Annotated in this window: 12 protein-coding genes; 5 read left to right on the top strand and 7 right to left on the bottom strand. The window is 71.5% G+C overall.

What is annotated here, in order from left to right:
- The first annotated feature begins 16 nt into the window (after nt 1-16).
- Both IF67_RS0129205 and IF67_RS0129200 read left to right on the top strand, forming a co-directional pair.
- Nucleotides 17-1,066, top strand: coding sequence for a LacI family DNA-binding transcriptional regulator (locus IF67_RS0129205; RefSeq protein WP_030990699.1), 1,050 nt, complete (start codon nt 17-19; stop codon nt 1,064-1,066).
- 118 nt (nt 1,067-1,184) lie between these two features.
- Nucleotides 1,185-2,021, top strand: coding sequence for a phosphatase PAP2 family protein (locus IF67_RS0129200; protein WP_078889692.1), 837 nt, complete (start codon nt 1,185-1,187; stop codon nt 2,019-2,021).
- Nucleotides 2,022-2,586: 565 nt separating this feature from the next.
- On the opposite strand, the gene IF67_RS0129195 is transcribed toward IF67_RS0129200, so the two are convergent.
- The 3 genes from IF67_RS0129195 to IF67_RS0129185 form a co-directional block, all read right to left on the bottom strand.
- Nucleotides 2,587-5,610 (bottom strand): bifunctional [glutamine synthetase] adenylyltransferase/[glutamine synthetase]-adenylyl-L-tyrosine phosphorylase, encoded by a 3,024-nt coding sequence (locus tag IF67_RS0129195; protein WP_030990694.1) that lies wholly within the window; start codon nt 5,608-5,610, stop codon nt 2,587-2,589.
- Between the two features lie 28 nt (nt 5,611-5,638).
- Nucleotides 5,639-7,000 (bottom strand): type I glutamate--ammonia ligase, encoded by a 1,362-nt coding sequence (gene glnA, locus IF67_RS0129190; RefSeq protein WP_018090204.1) that lies wholly within the window; start codon nt 6,998-7,000, stop codon nt 5,639-5,641.
- Between the two features lie 524 nt (nt 7,001-7,524).
- Nucleotides 7,525-8,442 (bottom strand): alpha/beta fold hydrolase, encoded by a 918-nt coding sequence (locus IF67_RS0129185; protein ID WP_051818698.1) that lies wholly within the window; start codon nt 8,440-8,442, stop codon nt 7,525-7,527.
- Between the two features lie 682 nt (nt 8,443-9,124).
- Between IF67_RS0129185 and IF67_RS0129175 the strand changes: the two genes are divergently transcribed.
- Both IF67_RS0129175 and IF67_RS0129170 read left to right on the top strand, forming a co-directional pair.
- The gene (locus IF67_RS0129175; RefSeq protein WP_030990689.1) at nt 9,125-10,759 is read left to right on the top strand and encodes a multicopper oxidase family protein; all 1,635 of its coding nucleotides are present in this window, start codon (nt 9,125-9,127) and stop codon (nt 10,757-10,759) included.
- Between the two features lie 121 nt (nt 10,760-10,880).
- Complete coding sequence (locus tag IF67_RS0129170; RefSeq protein ID WP_030990688.1) at nt 10,881-12,635, top strand: NAD+ synthase; 1,755 nt, start codon at nt 10,881-10,883, stop codon at nt 12,633-12,635.
- Between the two features lie 172 nt (nt 12,636-12,807).
- Here IF67_RS0129170 and IF67_RS0129165 read toward each other — a convergent pair whose 3' ends face one another.
- The 4 genes from IF67_RS0129165 to IF67_RS0129150 form a co-directional block, all read right to left on the bottom strand.
- On the bottom strand, nt 12,808-14,043 hold the full coding sequence (locus IF67_RS0129165) for an MFS transporter (protein ID WP_030990686.1): 1,236 nt from the start codon (nt 14,041-14,043) through the stop codon (nt 12,808-12,810).
- Nucleotides 14,044-14,208: 165 nt separating this feature from the next.
- Entirely contained in the window at nt 14,209-15,213 is a 1,005-nt protein-coding gene (locus IF67_RS0129160; RefSeq protein ID WP_063754404.1) for an endonuclease/exonuclease/phosphatase family protein, read from the bottom strand.
- A gap of 255 nt (nt 15,214-15,468) precedes the next feature.
- Complete coding sequence (locus IF67_RS0129155) at nt 15,469-16,128, bottom strand: TetR/AcrR family transcriptional regulator (protein ID WP_030990683.1); 660 nt, start codon at nt 16,126-16,128, stop codon at nt 15,469-15,471.
- Entirely contained in the window at nt 16,125-17,744 is a 1,620-nt protein-coding gene (locus tag IF67_RS0129150) for an MFS transporter (RefSeq protein WP_030990681.1), read from the bottom strand. The genes IF67_RS0129155 and IF67_RS0129150 overlap by 4 nt, the downstream gene beginning before the upstream one ends.
- Before the next feature lie 192 nt (nt 17,745-17,936).
- On the opposite strand from IF67_RS0129150, the gene panB reads away from it, so the two are divergent.
- Nucleotides 17,937-18,797, top strand: coding sequence for a 3-methyl-2-oxobutanoate hydroxymethyltransferase (panB, locus tag IF67_RS0129145; protein WP_030990680.1), 861 nt, complete (start codon nt 17,937-17,939; stop codon nt 18,795-18,797).
- Nucleotides 18,798-18,956 lie beyond the last annotated feature (159 nt).

Here is an 18,956-nt window from a genome sequence, read left to right as displayed (position 1 = left end):
CGGTACAGTCCCACCCATGACCGCCCGGCTGGCCGATATCGCAGCGCAGGCGGGTGTCAGCGAGGCCACCGTCAGCCGGGTTCTCAACGGGAAGCCCGGTGTCTCCGCCACCACCCGCCAGTCCGTGCTTGCCGCCCTCGACGTGCTGGGCTACGAGCGCCCGGTGCGGCTGCGGCAGCGCAGCGCGGGGCTGGTCGGGCTGATCACGCCGGAGCTGGAGAACCCGATCTTCCCGGCCTTCGCCCAGGTCATCGGGCAGGCACTGACCCGCCAGGGCTATACGCCCGTCCTTGCCACCCAGACACCGGGCGGCTCCACGGAGGACGAGCTGACCGAGATGCTGGTGGACCGCGGGGTGGCCGGCATCATCTTCGTCTCCGGGCTGCACGCCGACACCTCCGCCGATATGCAGCGCTATGAGCAGCTGCGCGGCCAGGGCGTGCCGTTCGTCCTGATCAACGGCTTCTCCGGCAAGGTGCAGGCCCCCTTCGTCTCCCCCGACGACCGGGCCGCGGTGGATCTGGCGGTCACCCACCTCAGCGCGCTCGGCCACCGGCGGATCGGGCTGGCGCTCGGCCCCAAGCGCTTCGTGCCCGTGCAGCGCAAGATCGAGGGCTTTGTGCGCGCCATGCAGGAGCGGCTCCAGATCGGCCCCGCCGAGGCGGAGCCGTTCATCCAGCACTCCCTCTACACGCTGGAGGGCGGCCAGGCCGCGGCGAGTGCACTGATCGAGCGGGGCGCCACGGCGATCGTCTGCGCCAGCGACATGATGGCGCTCGGTGCGATCCGCGCGGCGCGGCAGCGCGGGCTCGACGTCCCCCGCGACATCTCCGTGGTCGGCTTCGACGACTCCCCGCTCATCGCCTTCACCGACCCGCCGTTGACCACGATCCGGCAGCCGGTCACGGCGATGGGGCAGGCGGCGGTGCGTGCGCTGCTGGAGGAGGTCGGCGGAACCCCGGCCCCGCACAGCGAGTTCGTCTTCCACCCCGAGCTGGTGGTGCGCGGATCGACCGCCTCGGCCCCGAAGCCGGCCAGGATCCCGAAGCCGCTGCGGGCTACCTGAGGGCTGTGTCCCCCAGAAGTACGGGGGCCCTTCCTCCCTCTCAAGGCCGATACGAGGCCTCGAATACCCGACCGAAGAATGATCTGCGACACACCCCTTTCTGGCAGACTGTCTGCCTATGGGTGATGCGAATACGAGGATTTTGGACGGCCCGCCGACCACCCCGCCACCCAGGGGGGAGCACGCGGACCACCCCACGCCCGAGAGGCGATTGGCCCGTCTGCGTGCTCCTCGCACACCCCGGCTCTGGTTCGAAGTCCTGCTGATCGCGGTCAGCTACTGGACGTACTCGGTGATCCGTAACGCGGTGCCCGAGCAGAAGGCCAAGGCGCTGCGGAACGCCGACTGGATCTGGCAGGCGGAACACTCGCTCGGCATCGCCGTCGAGCACACCGTCAACCATGCGGTGAACTCCGTGACATGGCTGATCGTCACGATGAACTACTACTACGCGACACTGCACTTCATCGTGACGATCGGCGTGCTGGTCTGGCTCTACCGCTGGCACCCGGGCCGCTACGCCGCCGCGCGGATGGCCCTGTTCGCCACCACCGGCATCGCCCTGATCGGCTATTACTTCTATCCGCTGGCCCCGCCGCGGCTGATGCCGGACGGCGGCTTCGTCGACACCCTCATCGACCACGGGACCTGGGGCTCGATGGCGTCCGGCAATCTCGCCTCGATGTCCAACCAGTACGCCGCGATGCCGTCGATGCACATCGGCTGGTCACTGTGGTGCGGCATCACCATCGCCCTGCTGGCAAAGCCGTTGTGGGCCAAGGCCCTCGGGCTGCTCTACCCCGCCTTCACCCTCCTGGTCATCGTCTCCACCGCCAACCACTTCTGGCTGGACGCGCTGGGCGGAGTGGTATGCCTGAGCTTCGGCTTCGCGCTGGCGAGCGTGTGGTTCGGGTCGTTGCCGCATCGGCTGTCGCGGCGCCTTGCGGTGGCCTAGCCTTCCCACGTTCCGCTGCGCTTTGCTTTGCGCCCCGCGTTTTCGGCTGTCCCGCCGTGGTGGTTGTTCGCCGTTGCGCCTGCGGCGGGCTGGGTCGCTGCGCGGGGCTGTCGGGTGCGGTGCCGCTCCTCCGGACTTCGTCCTGCGGCGCGTCCCCTCCCGTGGGGGGTGGAAAAACCGTGGTCGGGTGCTGGTTGGTGGTCCGGTGCACCTTGTGTCTCACACGAAAACCAGCGGCCGAACGCCCGCCCCCACCCACGTTTCACCCCTTCCACTCACGGGAGGGGACGGGCCGGAGGGGCCGGTGTGGGGGGCTTTGCTTCCGAAGGCTCCAAGAAAGAGCAAAGGCGGAGCGCAGCGGAGCGCAGCGGAGCGCAGCGGAGCAGTCCCCCACACCGGCCCCGGAGGTCCGTCACCGCACCCACAGCCCCGCGCAGCGGACCCCGCCCGCCGCAGGCGCAACGGCGAGCGCACCGCGCAGCGGGCGGTAAACGGCGAACAACCACCACGGCGGGAAAGCCGACAACGTGGGGCGCAAAGCAAAGCGCAGCGGAACGTACGGGGACTACGCCCCGTAAAACAGCTCCTCGACCACGCCGCGCGCCCGCCTCGTGATCCGGCGGTAGTCGTCGATCATCTCGCCGATGTGGCCCTCCTCGTAGCCGAGGTAGCGGCCCACCGCGGCAAGCTCCCGGCCGTCGACGGGGAAGGTGTCGCCGGGACGGCCGCGGACCACCATCACGGCGTTGCGCACCCGTGCCGCCAGTACCCATGCCTCGTCCAGGGTCTGGGCGTCCTCGGTGCCGATCAGCTCGGCGGCGTGTGCGGCGGCCAGCGCCTCGCGGGTGCGGGTGGTGCGCAGGCCGGGGACCTCCCAGCCGTGCTGCATCTGGAGCAGCTGCACCGTCCACTCGACGTCGCTCAGCCCGCCGCGCCCCAGCTTGGCGTGCGTGGTCGGGTCCGCGCCGCGGGGCAGCCGCTCGGCCTCCATCCGGGCCTTGAGCTTGCGGATCTCGCGGACCGCGTCCTCCCCCAGGCCCTCGGCCGGATAGCGCAGCGGGTCGATCAGCTCGATGAACCGCTGCCCCAGCTCCATGTCGCCGGCGACCGGTTCGGCGCGCAGCAGGGCCTGCGACTCCCATACCAGCGACCAGCGCCGGTAGTAGGCCGCGTACGAGGCGAGCGTCCGCACCAGCGACCCCGACCTGCCCTCCGGGCGCAGATCCGCGTCGATGAGCAACGGCGGGTCGGAGGAGGGGAGTTCGAGCAGCCGGCGCATCTCGTTGGCGACGGCCTGGGCGGCCTGGGCGGCCTCCTGTTCGTCGGCGCCCTCGCGCGGCTCGTGGACGAACAGGACATCGGCGTCCGAGCCGTAGTTGAGCTCATGGCCCCCGAACCGGCCCATGCCGATCACCGCGAAGCGGGTGGGCAGGGTGCCTCCCCAGTGCTCGCGGACCGCGGCGCGCAGTGCGCCGGCGAGGGTGGCGGCGTTGAGGTCGGAGACCGCGGAGCCGACGGCGTCGACGGAGTGGCCGTGATCGTTGTCGGCCGGGCTGAACTCCGTGCCGTACGCGCCGATCACATCCGCCGCGGCGGTACGGAACAGCTCCCTGCGGCGCACCCCGCGGGCCGCCGCGACCGCCGCCTCGGCGCCGTCCGCGCGGCCGACCGCGGCCAGCACCTCCTGCTCCAGCGCGGCCCGGCCGCGCGGTTGCAGCCCGTCGGGGGCACCGAGCAGTGCGACCGCCTCGGGGGCGCGCAGCAGCAGATCGGGGGCCAGCCGGCCGGCGGACAGCACCCGGGCGAGATTCTCGGCGGCCGCGCCCTCGTCGCGCAGCAGCCGCAGATACCAGGGTGTCTTGCCGAGGGCGTCGGACACCTTGCGGAAGTTGAGCAGTCCGGCGTCGGGGTCGGCGGAGTCCGCGAACCAGGCCAGCAGCACCGGCAGCAGCGTCCGCTGGATGGCGGCCTTGCGGGTCACGCCGGACGCCAGCGCCTCCAGATGCCGCAGCGCGGCCACCGGGTCGGCGTAGCCGAGCGCTTCGAGGCGGTGGCCGGCGGCCCGGGCCGACAGCCGGGTCTCGCCGGGCTCCAGGGTGGCGACGGCGTCGAGCAGGGGACGGTAGAAGAGCTTCTCGTGCAGCCGGCGCACTTCCCTGGCATGCCACTTCCACTCCTTGCGGAGCGTGTCGACCGGCTCGGTGCGCAGGCCCAACGAGCGTGCCAGGCGCCGCTGTTCGCCCTCGTTCTCCGGCATCAGATGGGTACGGCGCATCCGGAAGAGCTGGATACGGTGCTCCAGCGTGCGCAGGAAGCGGTAGGCGGCGTCCAGGGCCGCGGCGTCCTGGCGTCCGACGTAGCCGCCGGCCGCCAGTGCCGCGAGGGCGTCGAGGGTGGTGGCGCTGCGCAGCGTGGCATCGCTGCGGCCGTGCACCAGTTGCAGCAGCTGGACGGCGAATTCGACGTCGCGCAGGCCGCCGGGGCCGAGCTTGAGTTCCCGCTCGACCTGGGACGCGGGGATGTTCTCGACGACCCGGCGGCGCATCTGGCGCACATCGGCGACGAAGTTCTCCCGCTCGGCGACCTCCCACACCATCGGCGCCAGCGCATCCACGTACTCCTGCCCCAGCTGGAGGTCACCGGCCATCGGGCGGGCCTTGAGCAGCGCCTGGAACTCCCAGGTCTTGGCCCAGCGCTGGTAGTAGGCGAGGTGGCTGGAGAGGGTGCGCACCAGCGGGCCGTTGCGGCCCTCGGGGCGCAGATTGGCGTCCACCGGCCAGATCGTGCCCTCGCTGGTGTTGTCCGAGCACAGGCGCATCATGCGGGCGGCGAGCCGGGTCGCGGCCTGGAGCGCCTGGGCCTCGTCCACGCCCTCCTTGGCCTCGGCCACGAAGATGACATCGACGTCCGAGACGTAGTTCAGCTCGCGGCCACCGCATTTGCCCATGCCGATGACGGCCAGCCGGCACACCGCGGCGTCGCCGGGCGCCTCTTCGTAGCTGACCTCCAGGGCGGCCCGTATCGTGGCGGTGGCCAGGTCCGCGAGCTCGGCCGCGGCTTCGGCGACATCGGTCGTGCCGCACACATCGCGGGCGGCGATGCCCAGCAGGGAGCGGCGGTAGGCGGTGCGCAGCGCATCGGCCCGCGGCCGTTCGGCGTTCTGGCCGCCCCAGATCCCCTCGGCGAGCGCCAGCTCGAACTCGGGGGTGGTGGGGTGCAGATCGACCGACTCGTAGGTGACCAGCGACTGCCAGTCGTGCGGGTGCCGGACGAGGTGGTCGGCGAGCGCCTCGGAGGCGCCCAGCACTCCCAGCAGCCGGTCGCGCAGCGGTTTCGCCGCGACGATGGTGCTCAGCAGCGCCTGCTGCTCGTCCGGTTCCTGCGCCTCCACCAGCCGGACCAGGCTGTGCAGCGCAAGGTCCGGGTCCGCGGTGGCGCCCAGCGCTTCGAGCAGCACCGAGTCATCGCGTACCGAGGCGAGTTCGGGGGCGTCGAGCAGCGCCCCGGCCGCTGAGGGGTCGGTGAAACCGTGTCTCAGCAGCCGGGCGAAGGTGCTGCTCCGCCGTCCCTGCGGAGCGGGTAGTGCCATGGGTGCAGCCTCTCGGTGGCGCGGTGGCTCAGAGCACGGGCAGCATCTTGCGCAACTCGAAGGCAGTGACCTCGGAGCGGTACTCCTCCCACTCCTGCTTCTTGTTGCGCAGGAAGAAGTCGAAGACATGCTCGCCGAGGGTCTCGGCGACCAGTTCGCTGCGCTCCATCAGTTCGATGGCCTCGCCGAGGTTCTGCGGCAGCGGCTCGATGCCCATCGCCCGGCGCTCGGAGTCGGACAGCGCCCAGACGTCGTCATCGGCGCCGGCCGGCAGCTCGTAGCCCTCTTCGATGCCCTTGAGACCGGCCGCGAGCAGCACCGCGTACGTCAGGTACGGGTTGGCGCCGGAGTCGATCGAGCGGACCTCGACCCGGGTCGAGCCCATCTTGCCGGGCTTGTACATCGGGACGCGGATCAGCGCGGAGCGGTTGTTGTGGCCCCAGCAGATGTAGGAGGGGGCCTCGCCGCCGGCGCCGGCCGTGCGGTTGGCGCCGCCCCAGATGCGCTTGTAGGAGTTGACCCACTGGTTGGTGACGGCGGAGATCTCGCCCGCGTGCCGCAGCAGACCGGCGATGAACGAGCGGCCGACCTTGGAGAGTTGGTACTCCGAGCCGGACTCGTGGAAGGCGTTGCGGTCGCCCTCGAAGAGGGAGAGGTGGGTGTGCATGCCCGAGCCGGGGTACTCGGAGAACGGCTTGGGCATGAACGTCGCCTGGACGCCCTGCTCCAGCGCCACCTGCTTCATGACCAGCCGGAACGTCATGATGTTGTCGGCGGTCGACAGGGCGTCGGCGTAGCGCAGGTCGATCTCCTGCTGGCCGGGGGCGCCCTCGTGGTGGCTGAACTCCACCGAGATACCCATCGACTCCAGCATCGTGATCGCCTGCCGGCGGAAGTCCATGCCGACGTTCTGCGGGGTGTGGTCGAAGTAGCCGGAGGAGTCGCCGGGGGTCGGCCGCTGGCCGTCCACGGGCTTGTCCTTGAGCAGGAAGAACTCGATCTCCGGGTGGGTGTAGAAGGTGAACCCGAGATCGGAGGTCTTGGCCAGGATGCGCTTGAGGACATAGCGCGGGTCGGCGTAGGAGGGGGAGCCGTCCGGCATCAGGATGTCGCAGAACATCCGGGCGGTGCCGGGGGCCTCGGCGCGCCAGGGCAGGATCTGGAAGGTGCCGGGATCCGGCTTGGCGATCATGTCGGATTCGTACACCCGGGCGAACCCTTCGATGGCCGAGCCGTCGAAGCCGATGCCCTCGTCGAAGGCCTGCTCCAGCTCCGCGGGGGCCACCGCCACGGACTTGAGGAACCCGAGCACGTCGGTGAACCACAGCCGTACGAAGCGGATGTCGCGCTCCTCGAGCGTGCGGAGCACAAACTCCTGCTGCTTGTCCATGGGTCACCAATCCTTGCAGGTCAATCGGCCTGTCCACACGCGCCGGATCACGCGACGTGGCACACCAGTATCACGTGAGGGGGTTACCGTCACATTACGCACCCTTGGCCTGAATCAGAACCGCCGTCCCGTAACCCTCACCTGGCATCCTTCCCGCGGCGAGCGGGCTCAGCGCAGCGGGAAGAGGCAATCGGGGGGCTTGGCCCAGTCTTGAAGCGCACCTGAGCGGCCATTGACCCGGCGTTGAAGGGCCCGTTCCCTGCCCTTCCTACGCTGACCACGGACCATGCACGGCCCGGACCAGCGGGGAGAACGGCACGTGGCACAGGGATTCCGGACCGGCCCGGACGCGATGTTCAGCCGGCGAGGTCGTCGAGGCGATGGACGGCACGGACGGGTCCTGGCCGGCGCTGGAGGCCCCCGAGCGGGAGCCCGTGCCGCCGCTCACCCGCCTTCTCCCGCCCGTGCAGGGACTGTCCACCCGAGGGCCTGATCCACACGACAGGCCCTCGGGCGGACACCCTCTAGACGGGCGGCACCGCCGCGCCCCGCTCCGTCCCCGTCCCCGTCCCCGTCAGGTCCAGCACCGCCCCCGCCACCGACTCCGGCACATCGGCCATCACCAGATGTCCGGCCGGGGCGGCCACCACGAACCGGCCGCCCAGCTCCGCGGCGAGCCCCCGCTGCCGCTCCAGCGCGCGCAGCTGCCGCGCCGACTCGCTGCCGTCGTGCGCCGCGAGGACGGCCACCGGCACCCCGGGCAGCGGGTGGTCGCGGCGCAGCGCGGTGAGCTCCGCGGCCTGGTAGGAGTAGCTCGCGTTCTCCAGGGCACAGGCCCGCAGCACCCGGCTGGTGCGGTAGCCGGCCTGTTCCCAGGGGTGCGGCGGGTGGCTGCCGACGGTGGAGGCATGGCCGATCAGCCGGCGGGTGGCGGGGCCCAGGGCGCGCGGCAGCCCGGCGGCGCACGCGAGCCCGGCCACCGTGCCCGCCCATGCGGTACGCACCGCGCGCGGCAGCCGGGGCCGCGGGTCGTCCTCGATGCTGCTGTCGGCCAGCACGATCCCGGCGCAGCGGTCCGGGTGCAGCCGGGCGAACGCCTCGGCGTGGAATCCGGCGAGCGAGTGGCCGACGACGGTGGCCGGGCCGGTGTGGCCGAGCGCCTCCAGGACGTGGGCGATCCGGCCGGCCTCGGCGGCGAGGGTGGGCGGCCCGGGCGCCGGGGCGCTCAGCCCGAGACCGGGGCGGTCGAAGCGCACCACGGTGCGGTACGGGGCGAGCAGTGCGGCGACCGCGTCCCAGTCGAACCACGCCATGCCGAGACCGCCGCTGAGGACACAGACCGGGCCGCGGCCCTCGGCCAGGACGTGCAGCGGCACGCCGTCGATGCGCAGGAACCGGCCGGGGGTGGGGAGGCGGTGGGGGACGCGGAGGAAGCGGCTCATCGGTCTCCTTCTCCTTCTCCAGCTCCGTTTCCCGGTCCGGGGCGCCGGCTCCTCGTGCCGGGAGCCGGGACGGCGGCGGGGCAGTACCGCGGGCACGCGGGTGGCGTGGAGTGTCAAGAGTAGGCGGGTGGTGGAACGTTAAGCGGTGATACCGGCGCACAGCACCGCAAGCGGCCGGTCCGGGAGACCCCCGGTCCGGCGGCGAACGGTGCAACGGCACTCCGCCCGGCGGGCCACCGCCCGACCCATACCCCTAGGGGGTAGGGTGCGTTTCGGGCGGACCTCCCCGCGCGTCCGCCGGTTCGCCGCTCCGTCGAGAGGTCCGCGATGCATGAACAGGGCAAGGCCGCCATGGGGTGCGGCCTGCTGCTGTTCACCGCGCCGGCCGCCGGCGCCGCCACCCCGCATGCGTCCGGGCCCCCGACGGCCGGACGCGGCCGGCATGACGCCCGCTCCGCGACGGCCCGTCCGGCGGCAGCGCCGAGGGCGGTGGCGGCACCCTCGACGGCGGCACGCGGCCCGTGGCCGATATCCGCGCCGCCGCGTCACTAACTCCTCGCCCGACTGTCGGTGCTGCGCGTGCAGGAGCGCGCCCCCCGCCGCCGACGCCCACCGGAGTCCGCGGCAGTGCCCTCGACCCCGCCCCAGATCACCACCGAGATCGTCACGAGGTGTTTCTCCCATGCGTACGCACTCCCGCCGCGCCCTGTTCGGTGCGGGCATCGCCGTCGCCGGCAGCGGTCTGCTGTCCGGCTGCGCCACCGGTAGAACCGGCTCCGGCCTGCACTCCGGTATGGACGGCATGAACGGCGCAGCCCCCTCCCCCGATACCGGCGGCCACACCCCGTCCGGCTATGTGTCCCCCGACGGCCCGGAGGTCGCCGAGGCCGAGCGCAGGCGGGGCGCGGGCCCCGTACGCCGCTTCTCGCTGAAAGCCACCGAGTGCCGGCTCGACCTGGGCGGCCGTACGGTCCATACCTGGGCGTTCGGCGATGAGCTGCCCGGCAGGCAGATGCGCGTCACCGCGGGCGAGCGGATCGCACTGACCCTCCACAACCGCCTTCCGCAGTCCACGACGCTGCACTGGCACGGACTGACGGTGCGCAACGACATGGACGGCGTACCCGGCGTGACCCAGCGGTCCATCAGGCCCGGCGCCTCGTTCGACTACCTGTTCGCGGTCACCACCCCCGGCACGCACTGGGTGCATCCGCACTCCGGTCTGCAACTGGACCGCGGGCTGTACGCGCCGCTGATCGTCGACGACCCCAGGGAGCCGCTCTCCTACGACGACGAGTGGATCGTCCTGCTGGACGACTGGGTCGACGGGGTGGACGGCAGCACTCCCGAATCGGTGCTCAAGGAGCTCCACGGGGGCGTGGACCGCGGGCCCATGGCCCATGGCTCGACCGAGATGGCCCACGACGACGCAAAGGGCGGCGGGGGCGCACACGCCAGGCACGGCGGGTCCCGTCCCGCCGACGGCCCGTCGCGGATCCTCAAGGGCGCCCGGAGCAGGCTGCTCGGCCACGACGCGGGGGACGTGGACCACCCGTACCACCTCGTCAACGGCCGCACCTCTTGTGACCCGCGGACCTTCCGCGCCAGGCCCGGCGACCGCATCCGGATCCGCTTCATCAACGCGGGCAGCGAGACCGCCTACCGTGTCGCGCTCGGCGACCACCGGATGACCGTGACGCACACCGACGGCTTCCCCGTCGAGCACGCCGAGACCGATGCGCTGCTCATCGGGATGGCCGAGCGCTACGACGTCATCGTCACGGCCGGGGACGGCGTCTTCCCGCTCACCGTGCTCGCCGAGGGCAAGGGGCGCTCCGCGCTGGGCCTGCTGCGCACCGGGAGCGGTGAGGCACCCGGCCCGTCCGCCCGGCCCAGGAATCTGTACGGCAGGATCCTGACCGCGGACCGGTTCCGCGCCGCCGAGTCCGTACGGTCCGTGTCGCGCCGTCCCGACCGCACCATCGAGATGACCCTCACCGGCACCATGGAGAAGTACGACTGGGCGATCAACGGGAGCCCGTACACGCCCGACCAGCGGTATCCCGTCGAGGCCGGGGAGCGGGTCCGGATCATCTTCCGCAACCACACCAGGATGTGGCACCCGATGCATCTGCACGGCCACGCCTTCGAGCTGTCGAACGGCGGCCCCCGCAAGGACACCACGATCCTGCTGCCCGGCCGCAGGGTCGAGGTCGATTTCCACGCCGACAACCCCGGCCTGTGGATGGTCCACTGCCACAACATCTACCACTCGGAGTCGGGGATGATGACGATCATCGGCTACCGCAAGAAGTAGGCGCCCGAGGGCGTGCGGCGGGCTGCCCGGGTAGCTCTCCCGGGCCGCCCGTCACACGCCCGAAGCACCGCCGACACGCCTCCGACCCCCATTGCGTCAGAAAGACGATTACACTGGCGGAGTGCCTCAACTTCGTCTCGCCCTCAACCAGATCGATTCCTGTGTCGGCGATCTCGCCCGGAACGCCGAGACGATCCTGCGCCGGACCCGGCACGCCGCCGACCAGGGCGCACACCTTGTCGCGTTCCCCGAGATGGCACTGACCGGATACCCCGTCGAGGACCTCGCGCTGCGCCCCTCGTTCGTCGAGGCGAGCCGCAGCGCGCTGCGGACCCTGGCCGGCCGGCTGGCCGATCAGGGCCTGGGCGGCCTCCCGGTGATCGTCGGCTATCTCGACCGCGGTGCGCAGGCCAAGCCGCGCTACGGCCGCCCCGCGGGCGCCCCGCAGAACGCCGCCGCCGTGCTGTACGGGGGCGAGGTCGCGCTGAGCTTCGCCAAGCACCACCTTCCCAACTACGGGGTCTTCGACGAGTTCCGCTACTTCGTCCCCGGCGACACCCTGCCCGTCGTACGGGTGCACGGGGTGGATGTCGCGCTCGCCATCTGCGAGGACCTGTGGCAGGACGGCGGCCGGGTGCCGGCGGCGCGCAGCGCCGGTGCCGGGCTGCTGGTCTCGGTCAATGCCTCGCCGTACGAGCGGGACAAGGACGACACCCGGCTGGAGCTGGTCCGCCGGCGGGCCCAGGAGGCCGGCTGCACCACCGCCTATCTGGCGATGATCGGCGGACAGGACGAGCTGGTCTTCGACGGCGACTCGATCGTCGTCGACAAGGACGGCAGCGTGATCGCGCGGGCACCGCAGTTCGCGGAGGGCTGTGTGCTGGTCGACCTGGACCTGCCGGCCGCGGCGCCCGTACCTCCCTCCGGCGTCCTGGACGACGGGCTGCGCGTCGACCACCTCACCCTCACCCCCGACCCGCTGCCGCCCTACCCTCCCGAGACCCTCGGCGGTGTGGCCGAACGCCTCACGGACCTGGAGGAGATCTACACCGCGCTGGTCACGGGCCTGCGCGCCTATGTCGCCAAGAACGGCTTCCGCAGCGTGGTGCTCGGCCTCTCCGGCGGGATCGACTCCGCGCTGGTCGCCTCGCTCGCCTGCGATGCGCTGGGGGCGGAGCACGTCCACGCCGTGGCGATGCCCTCCCGCTATTCGTCGGAGCACTCGCTCACCGACGCCGCCGAACTCGCGCGCCGTACGGGCCTGTCCTTCCGTACGGTGCCGATCGGCCCGATGTTCGACGCCTACATGGCGGCGCTGCCCCTGACCGGGCTGGCCGAGGAGAATCTCCAGTCGCGGCTGCGGGGCACCACCTTGATGGCCCTCTCCAACCAGGAGGGCCATCTGGTCCTCGCCCCCGGCAACAAGTCCGAGCTGGCCTGCGGCTATTCGACCCTCTACGGCGATTCGGTGGGCGGCTACGGCCCGATCAAGGACGTGTACAAGTCGGTCGTCTACCGGCTGGCCCGCTGGCGCAACCAGGCCGCCGCCGACCGCGGCCAGACCCCGCCGATCCCGGAGAACACCCTGACCAAGCCCCCGAGCGCCGAACTCCGCCCCGGCCAGGTCGACACCGACTCGCTGCCCGACTACGACATCCTGGACCGCATCCTGGAGCTCTATGTCGACCAGGACCGCGGCTGGGGGGACATCACCGCCCAGGGCTTCGACGAGGCACTGGTGACGCGCGTCCTGCGCATGGTCGACCACGCCGAATACAAACGCCGCCAGTACCCGCCCGGCCCCAAGATCTCCGCAAAGGGCTTCGGCAAGGACCGCCGACTGCCGATCACGAACCACTGGCGGGAGGGGGCCTGACGGCCCGCCGGCCCTCCTCCTGAAGGGCCGGCGGGCCAGAAGGAGCGCCTCCCGGGCCTCCTTGCCACCCGGGACACCGCAGGGGCCGGCGCGGCCCCGGGTGTCCCGCGCTCTCCGTGTTCGGCCGCCCGGCTGCCTGATCGCCGATCACCCGGCCGCCCGCCGTGGACGGTCAGCCCGTGCGGTCCCCGGCCGGCACCGCCGGGCCGGTGGCGGACTCCGCGTCCGCCCCACCGCTGCGGGCCACGATCCGCGAGGCGTCGTGGGCGCCGCGGTCCAGCAGGCCGGCCGTGACGGCGACGGCCAGACCGAGGGCGGCCAGGACCGCGCCGGCCAGGGTCGGGGACGTCCAGCCCCAGCCGGCCGCCAGTACCAGGCCGCCGATCCAGGCGCCGCCGGCGTTGGCGAGGTTGAAGGCGGACTGGTTGGAGGCGGCGGCCAGGGTCGGGGCCTGCTGGGCCTTGTTCATGACCAGCATCTGGAGGGGCGTGGTGGTCAGGAAGCCGACGGCGCCGATGAGGACGACCGTCACCAGCGCCGCCCATTTCACCTGGGCGGTGAAGTGGAAGGCGGCCAGCACGAGGGCCAGGGCGGCCAGCGAGCCGTACAGGGTCGGGCGCAGGGCCCGGTCGGTGAGCGGGCCCGCGGCGAGTGCGCCGAGGGTCATCCCGATGCCGAAGAGGGCCAGGACCAGCGGGACCGAGCCCGCCGCGAAGCCGGTGACCTCGGTCATCATCGACGCGAGATAGCTGTAGACGGCGAAGATCCCGGCGAAGCCGAAGACGGTGGTGAGCAGGCCGAGCAGCACCTGCCGGTTGCCCAGCGCCCGCAGCTCCCGGCCCAGGCCGGTGCGCTCCTCGGCCGGCAGCGGGGGGATCAGCCGGGCCAGGGAGGCCATCGCGACCAGGCCGATGGCGGCCACGATCAGGAAGGTGGCGCGCCAGCCGAGCTGCTGGCCCAGGAGCGTCGCGGCGGGGACGCCGATGATGTTGGCGATGGTCAGGCCGAGGAACATCGTGGCGACCGCGCGGGCCTGGCGGCCCTCGCGCACCAGCCGGGCGGCGACCACCGCGCCCACGCCGAAGAACGCACCGTGCGGGAGCCCGGCGAGCAGCCGGCCCGCGACCAGCAGGCCGAACGTGGGGGCGAGGGCGGACGCGAGGTTGCCGACCGTGAAGACCGCCATCAGGCAGACCAGCATCCGCTTGCGCGGCATCCGGGAGCCGAGGGCGGTCAGGAGCGGGGCGCCGATGACGACGCCGAGGGCATAGGCGGAGACGAGGTAGCCGGCGGTGGGCACCGAGGTGCCCAGATCGTCCGCGACGTTGGGCAGCAGGCCCATCATCACGAACTCCGTGGTGCCGATACCGAAGGCCGAGATCGCGAGAGCGAGCAGAGCCAAGGGCATGAAAGACCTTTCCAGGGTTTTGCGTGCGGACGTGCACGCAGCGCGCGGACCGTAAGTTCTTTAAGTTCCCTTACGGAACAAAGTCTCTCAGGCTCAGTATTCCGGCGTGGGAACGGGGCGTTACCGGCCCGCGTCAGATCACCGTCGGCAGTTCGTCAATGCTGGTCAGATCTTCACCGACGCCGCGACCGGAAGGTGGTCGCTGCCGGTCTCGGGCATCACCCAGGCCTTGACCGGAGCCATCCCCTTCATCATGATCTGGTCGATCCGGGCCATCGGGAACGCCGCCGGCCAGCTGAAGCCGAAGCCGTCGCCCGCCGCGCCCTGGGCCGAGCGCATCTGGGAGGTGACCGGGGCCAGCGAGCGGTCGTTCATGGTGCCGTTGAGGTCGCCGAGCAGCATGACCTTCTTCTCCGGGTCGGCGGCGATCGCCTCGCCGAGCGCCGCGGCGCTGCCGTCGCGCTGGTTGGCGGTGAAGCCCGCCTCGACCTTGACCCGTACCGACGGCAGATGCGCGACGTAGACGGCGAACTTCTGGCCGTCCTCGGCCGTGACGGTGGCCCGCAGCGCACGGGTCCAGCCCATCTTGATGTCCACCGGCTTCGTGTCGGACAGCGGGCGCTTGCTCCACAGCCCGACGGTGCCCTCGACCGTGTGGTACGGATACGCCTTCGCCAGTCCCTGCCGGTAGGCGGGCAGGGCATCGCCGGTCAGCTCCTCCAGGGCCACCACGTCGGCGTCGGAGGCCACGATGTCCCTGGCGGTGGCGGCCGGGTCGGGGTTGTCGGCGTTGACGTTGTGGGTGGCGACCGTGAGGTTGCCGCCGCTGCCGGCCTTGTCGGTGATCTGCCCGCCGAAGAGGCTGACCCAGGCGAAGACGGGCAGCACCAGCGCGACGAGCGCGGTCGCCGAGCGGCGCAGCACCGCGACGACGAGCAGCACCGGGATGCCCAGCCCCAGCCACGGCAGGAAGGTCTCCAGCAGACTGCCCAAGTTCCCCACCGCGTTGGGGATCTGGGCGTGCAGCATCATCACCAGGCCCAGCAGGACGGCGAGCACCGCGAGCACGATGCCGCGCCGCCACATGCCCTCGGGACGCCACCAGTTCCGCAGGCGTTCGGCCCGGGAACCAGCCTGCCCGGGGTTATGCCCCTGTCCCGGCTCCGTCATGTATGCCTGCGCCATTTAGCTGTCCTCACTACCTTGCTTCGCTGCGCCTCACCTGTGGTCACCGACCCTAGGCGATGGCCCGTAATGCGCTTTCTTAGAAGTGAGGACGGCGCGGTGACGGGTCGGGGTTCCGGCCACGGGGTACATGGCAGCGGCTGTGACAGAACGGGCATGATCCGGTCATACGGTGGCGCTTTCGCGCGCCGTCCCGCGGGGAGTCCCGCCGCGCCCAACGCCGCCCGGGGGCCGCGGAGTTCAGCCCGCCGCGGCGTCCGCCCCGGGCCGTACGCCCTCCAGGACCATGTCGACGATGTCCGCCGAGAGGCTCTCGGGCAGTTCCTTCCACTCGTGGAGGATGGCGCGGGCCAGCATCGGGCCGACGAAGAGGTCGGCGATGGTCTCCAGGTCGTGGTCGGTGCGGATCTCACCGTTCGCCACACCGCGCCTCAGCACCCCGAGCAGCGCCTCGTGGCGGGCCCGTACGACCGTCTCGTGGTACTCCGCCCAGAGTTCGGGCTGCGCCTGGACATGGCTGACGACGGTGCGCAGCAGTGCGGAGCTGCGCTTGGCGAGTCCGCGGCGGCGCAGGAACTCCAGCAGGGCGACCAGGTCGTCGCGTACCGAGGTGCCGTCCAGCGGCGGGCTCGGGACGTCCAGGGAACGCATCACGTCGAGCATCAGGGCGCTCTTGCCGGACCAGCGGCGGTAGACCGTGGCCTTGCCGACGCCTGCCTCGCGGGCGATGCGTTCCATGGACAGCTCGCCTATGGAGACACCGTCCTCGATCAGGCGCAGCACGGCCTCGATGATGGCGGAGTCGGCCGCGGCGCTGCGCGGCCGGCCACGGCGCTCGGGGGCCGCCGGACCCGGCCGCTCCCCGGCCGCCACCTCGGAGTCCGCCGCCGCCCGGCTCATCGTTCCACGCCCGCCTTCCGCTCTTCCTGCGGCTCCGCAGCCTGCGGCGCCGGTGCCATTTTGCCTGGCAGGAAGGCCACGGCCACCACGGCCCCGATCAGTGCGACGACGACCGAGCCGAGCGCGGTGATGTGCATGGCGTGGATGAAGGCGTCGTCGGCGGCGGCGGTCAGCGACCGGCCGGCCGGCCCCATCGTGTCCGCGAGGCCGTGGGTCGCCTCGATGGATTCACCGGCCGCGTGCCGGGCGGCGGCCGGTACGCCCGGAAGCGCGTCGAGCTTGTCCTGCATGCCGTCGCGGTAGCTCGTCGACAGCAGCGAGCCGAGGACGGCGACGCCGAGGGTGCCGCCGACCTGCCGGAAGACGTTGTTCAGCGCCGATCCCGAACCGGCCTTCTCCCGCGGCAGCGACTGCATGACCGCGACGGTGGCCGGCGGCATGATGTGCGCCATGCCGGCGCCCTGGAGGAAGAAGAGTGCCTCCATGACCCAGATCGGGGTGTCGGTGTCCAGCAGCAGGATGCCCAGCATGGTGACGGCCACCACCAGCATGTTGAACGTGCACGTCGCGCGGGCCCCGTAGCGGTCCACGGCAAGCCGGGCCCGGGGCGCGAAGATCATCTGGGCGGCGGCCAGCGGCAGGAACAGCAGCCCGGCCTGGAGCGGGGTGTAGCCGCGCACGCTCTGGATGTAGAAGACGGTGAAGAACGAGACGCCCATCAGCGCGAAGAAGACCAGCGCGATGGCGGCGATGGCCGCCGAGAAGGCGGGCTTGCGGAAGTAGCTGACGTCGATCGACGGATGGTCGCTGTGCTTCTGGTGCACCACGAAGACGATCAGCACCGCCAGGCCGCCGACGATCGTGCCGACCACCTGCGGGCCGGTGAAGTCGGCGAGCTGACCGCCCCTGATGATGCCGTAGACCAGCAGCACCAGCCCGACGACGGACAGCAGCACCCCGAACGGGTCCAGCCGGCCGGGGTGCGGGTCCTTGGAGTCGGGCACCAGGATCAGCATCGCGGCCAGCGCGATCAGCACGATCGGCGCGTTGATCATGAAGACCGAGCCCCACCAGAAGTGGTCGAGCAGCAGACCGCCGGCGATCGGCCCGACCGCGATGGCGATACCCACCCCGCCGGCCCAGATGCCGATCGCCCTGGGCTGCTCCTCGCGCTCGAAGACGTTCATCAGGATGGCGAGGGTGGCCGGCATGACCAGGGCGCCACCCAGGCCCATGACGGCGCGGAAGACGATCAGCTCCGTGGGCGACTGGGAGATACCGGCGAACACCGATCCTGCACCGAACACGGCCAGGCCGAGGAGCAGCACCTTCTTGCGGCCGAGGCGGTCGCCGAGCAGGCCTGCGGTGAACAGCAGACCGGCGAAGACCAGCGTGTAGGAGTTGATCGCCCACTCCAGCTCGCTCTGGGTGGCACCGAGGCCGGTGGGGGCCGGGGTCGCGATCGTCTTCATGGCGACATTGAGGATCGAGTTGTCCAGCACCACGATCAGCAGGCTGAGCATGAGGGTGGACAGGATCGCCCAGCGGCGGCGGTGGATACGTTCCGGGATCTGTCGGGCCGGCGCTGCGCCCGGGGTGCTGGAGGAGGTGGCCATGCCGACACCATACGCTTATTTCGATACGGGTCCGTTCCGTATCGAAAAGTAGCACGGCCGGGTCGTCTTCGCCCGGGCCGCAGGACCGGCCGCCCCCGCTCCCTTTTCCTTTGTGCGGGGGCCGTGCCAGCATGGAGGGGAGTCCGGGGACACCGTCAGGGTGCCTCGAGATGACGAACAGGAGCCGTCACCATGACGCAGCTTTCGCCTGCCCAGAAGCCGGTCGACAAGTCGCTGTACGGAGGCACGAGCTCGCGGCGGATCACCGTCCGCGACATCGCCGCCGCCAAGGAGCGCGCCGAGAAGTGGCCGATGCTCACCGCGTACGACGCCATGACCGCCTCCGTCTTCGACGAGGCCGGAATCCCCGTTCTGCTCGTCGGTGACTCGATGGGCAACTGTCACCTCGGTTACGAATCCACCGTGCCGGTCACCATGGACGAGATCACCCTGCTGTCCGCGGCGGTCGTCCGGGGCACCCGGCGCGCGCTCGTGGTCGGCGATCTGCCGTTCGGCTCGTACCAGGAAGGCCCGGTGCAGGCGCTGCGCAACGCCACCCGGCTGGTCAAGGAAGCGGGCGTGGGCGCGGTCAAGCTGGAGGGCGGTGAGCGCTCCGCCGACCAGGTGGAGCTGCTGGTCTCGTCCGGCATCCCGGTGATGGCACATGTCGGGCTGACCCCGCAGTCGGTCAACGCCTACGGCGGCTACCCCGTACAGGGCCGCGGCGAGGAGGCGGCCCAGCAGCTGCTGCGGGATGCCAAAGCGGTGCAGGACGCCGGTGCCTTCGCGGTCGTCCTGGAGGCCGTGCCTGCCGAGCTGGCCGCCGAGGTCACCCGTTCGCTGCACATCCCGACCGTCGGCATCGGCGCCGGGCTGGACTGCGACGCGCAGGTCCTGGTCTGGACCGACATGGCCGGAATGACCGCGGGCCGGGTGCCGAAGTTCGTCAAGAAGTACCTCGAACTGCGCGAGCTGCTCGGCGGAGCGGCCAAGGCGTTCGCCGAGGACGTCGTCGGCGGCGCGTTCCCTGCCGCGGAGCACACGTTTCACTGACCGCCCACGTTGTTGTCTGCGGCGCCGTAGTGGTTTTTCGCCGTTGCGCCTGCGGCGGGCGGGTCCGCTGCGCGGGGCTGTGGGTGCGGTGACGGACCTCCGGGGCCTGGTGTGTGGACTGCTTCGCTTTACGCTCCGCTGCGCTCCGCCTTTGCTCTT

This window comes from Streptomyces sp. NRRL S-1813 (assembly GCF_000719605.1).
Taxonomy (GTDB): domain Bacteria; phylum Actinomycetota; class Actinomycetes; order Streptomycetales; family Streptomycetaceae; genus Streptomyces; species Streptomyces decoyicus.
The sequence above is the reverse complement of the archived record's forward strand: the minus strand, read 5'-3'. Positions and strand labels throughout refer to the sequence as shown.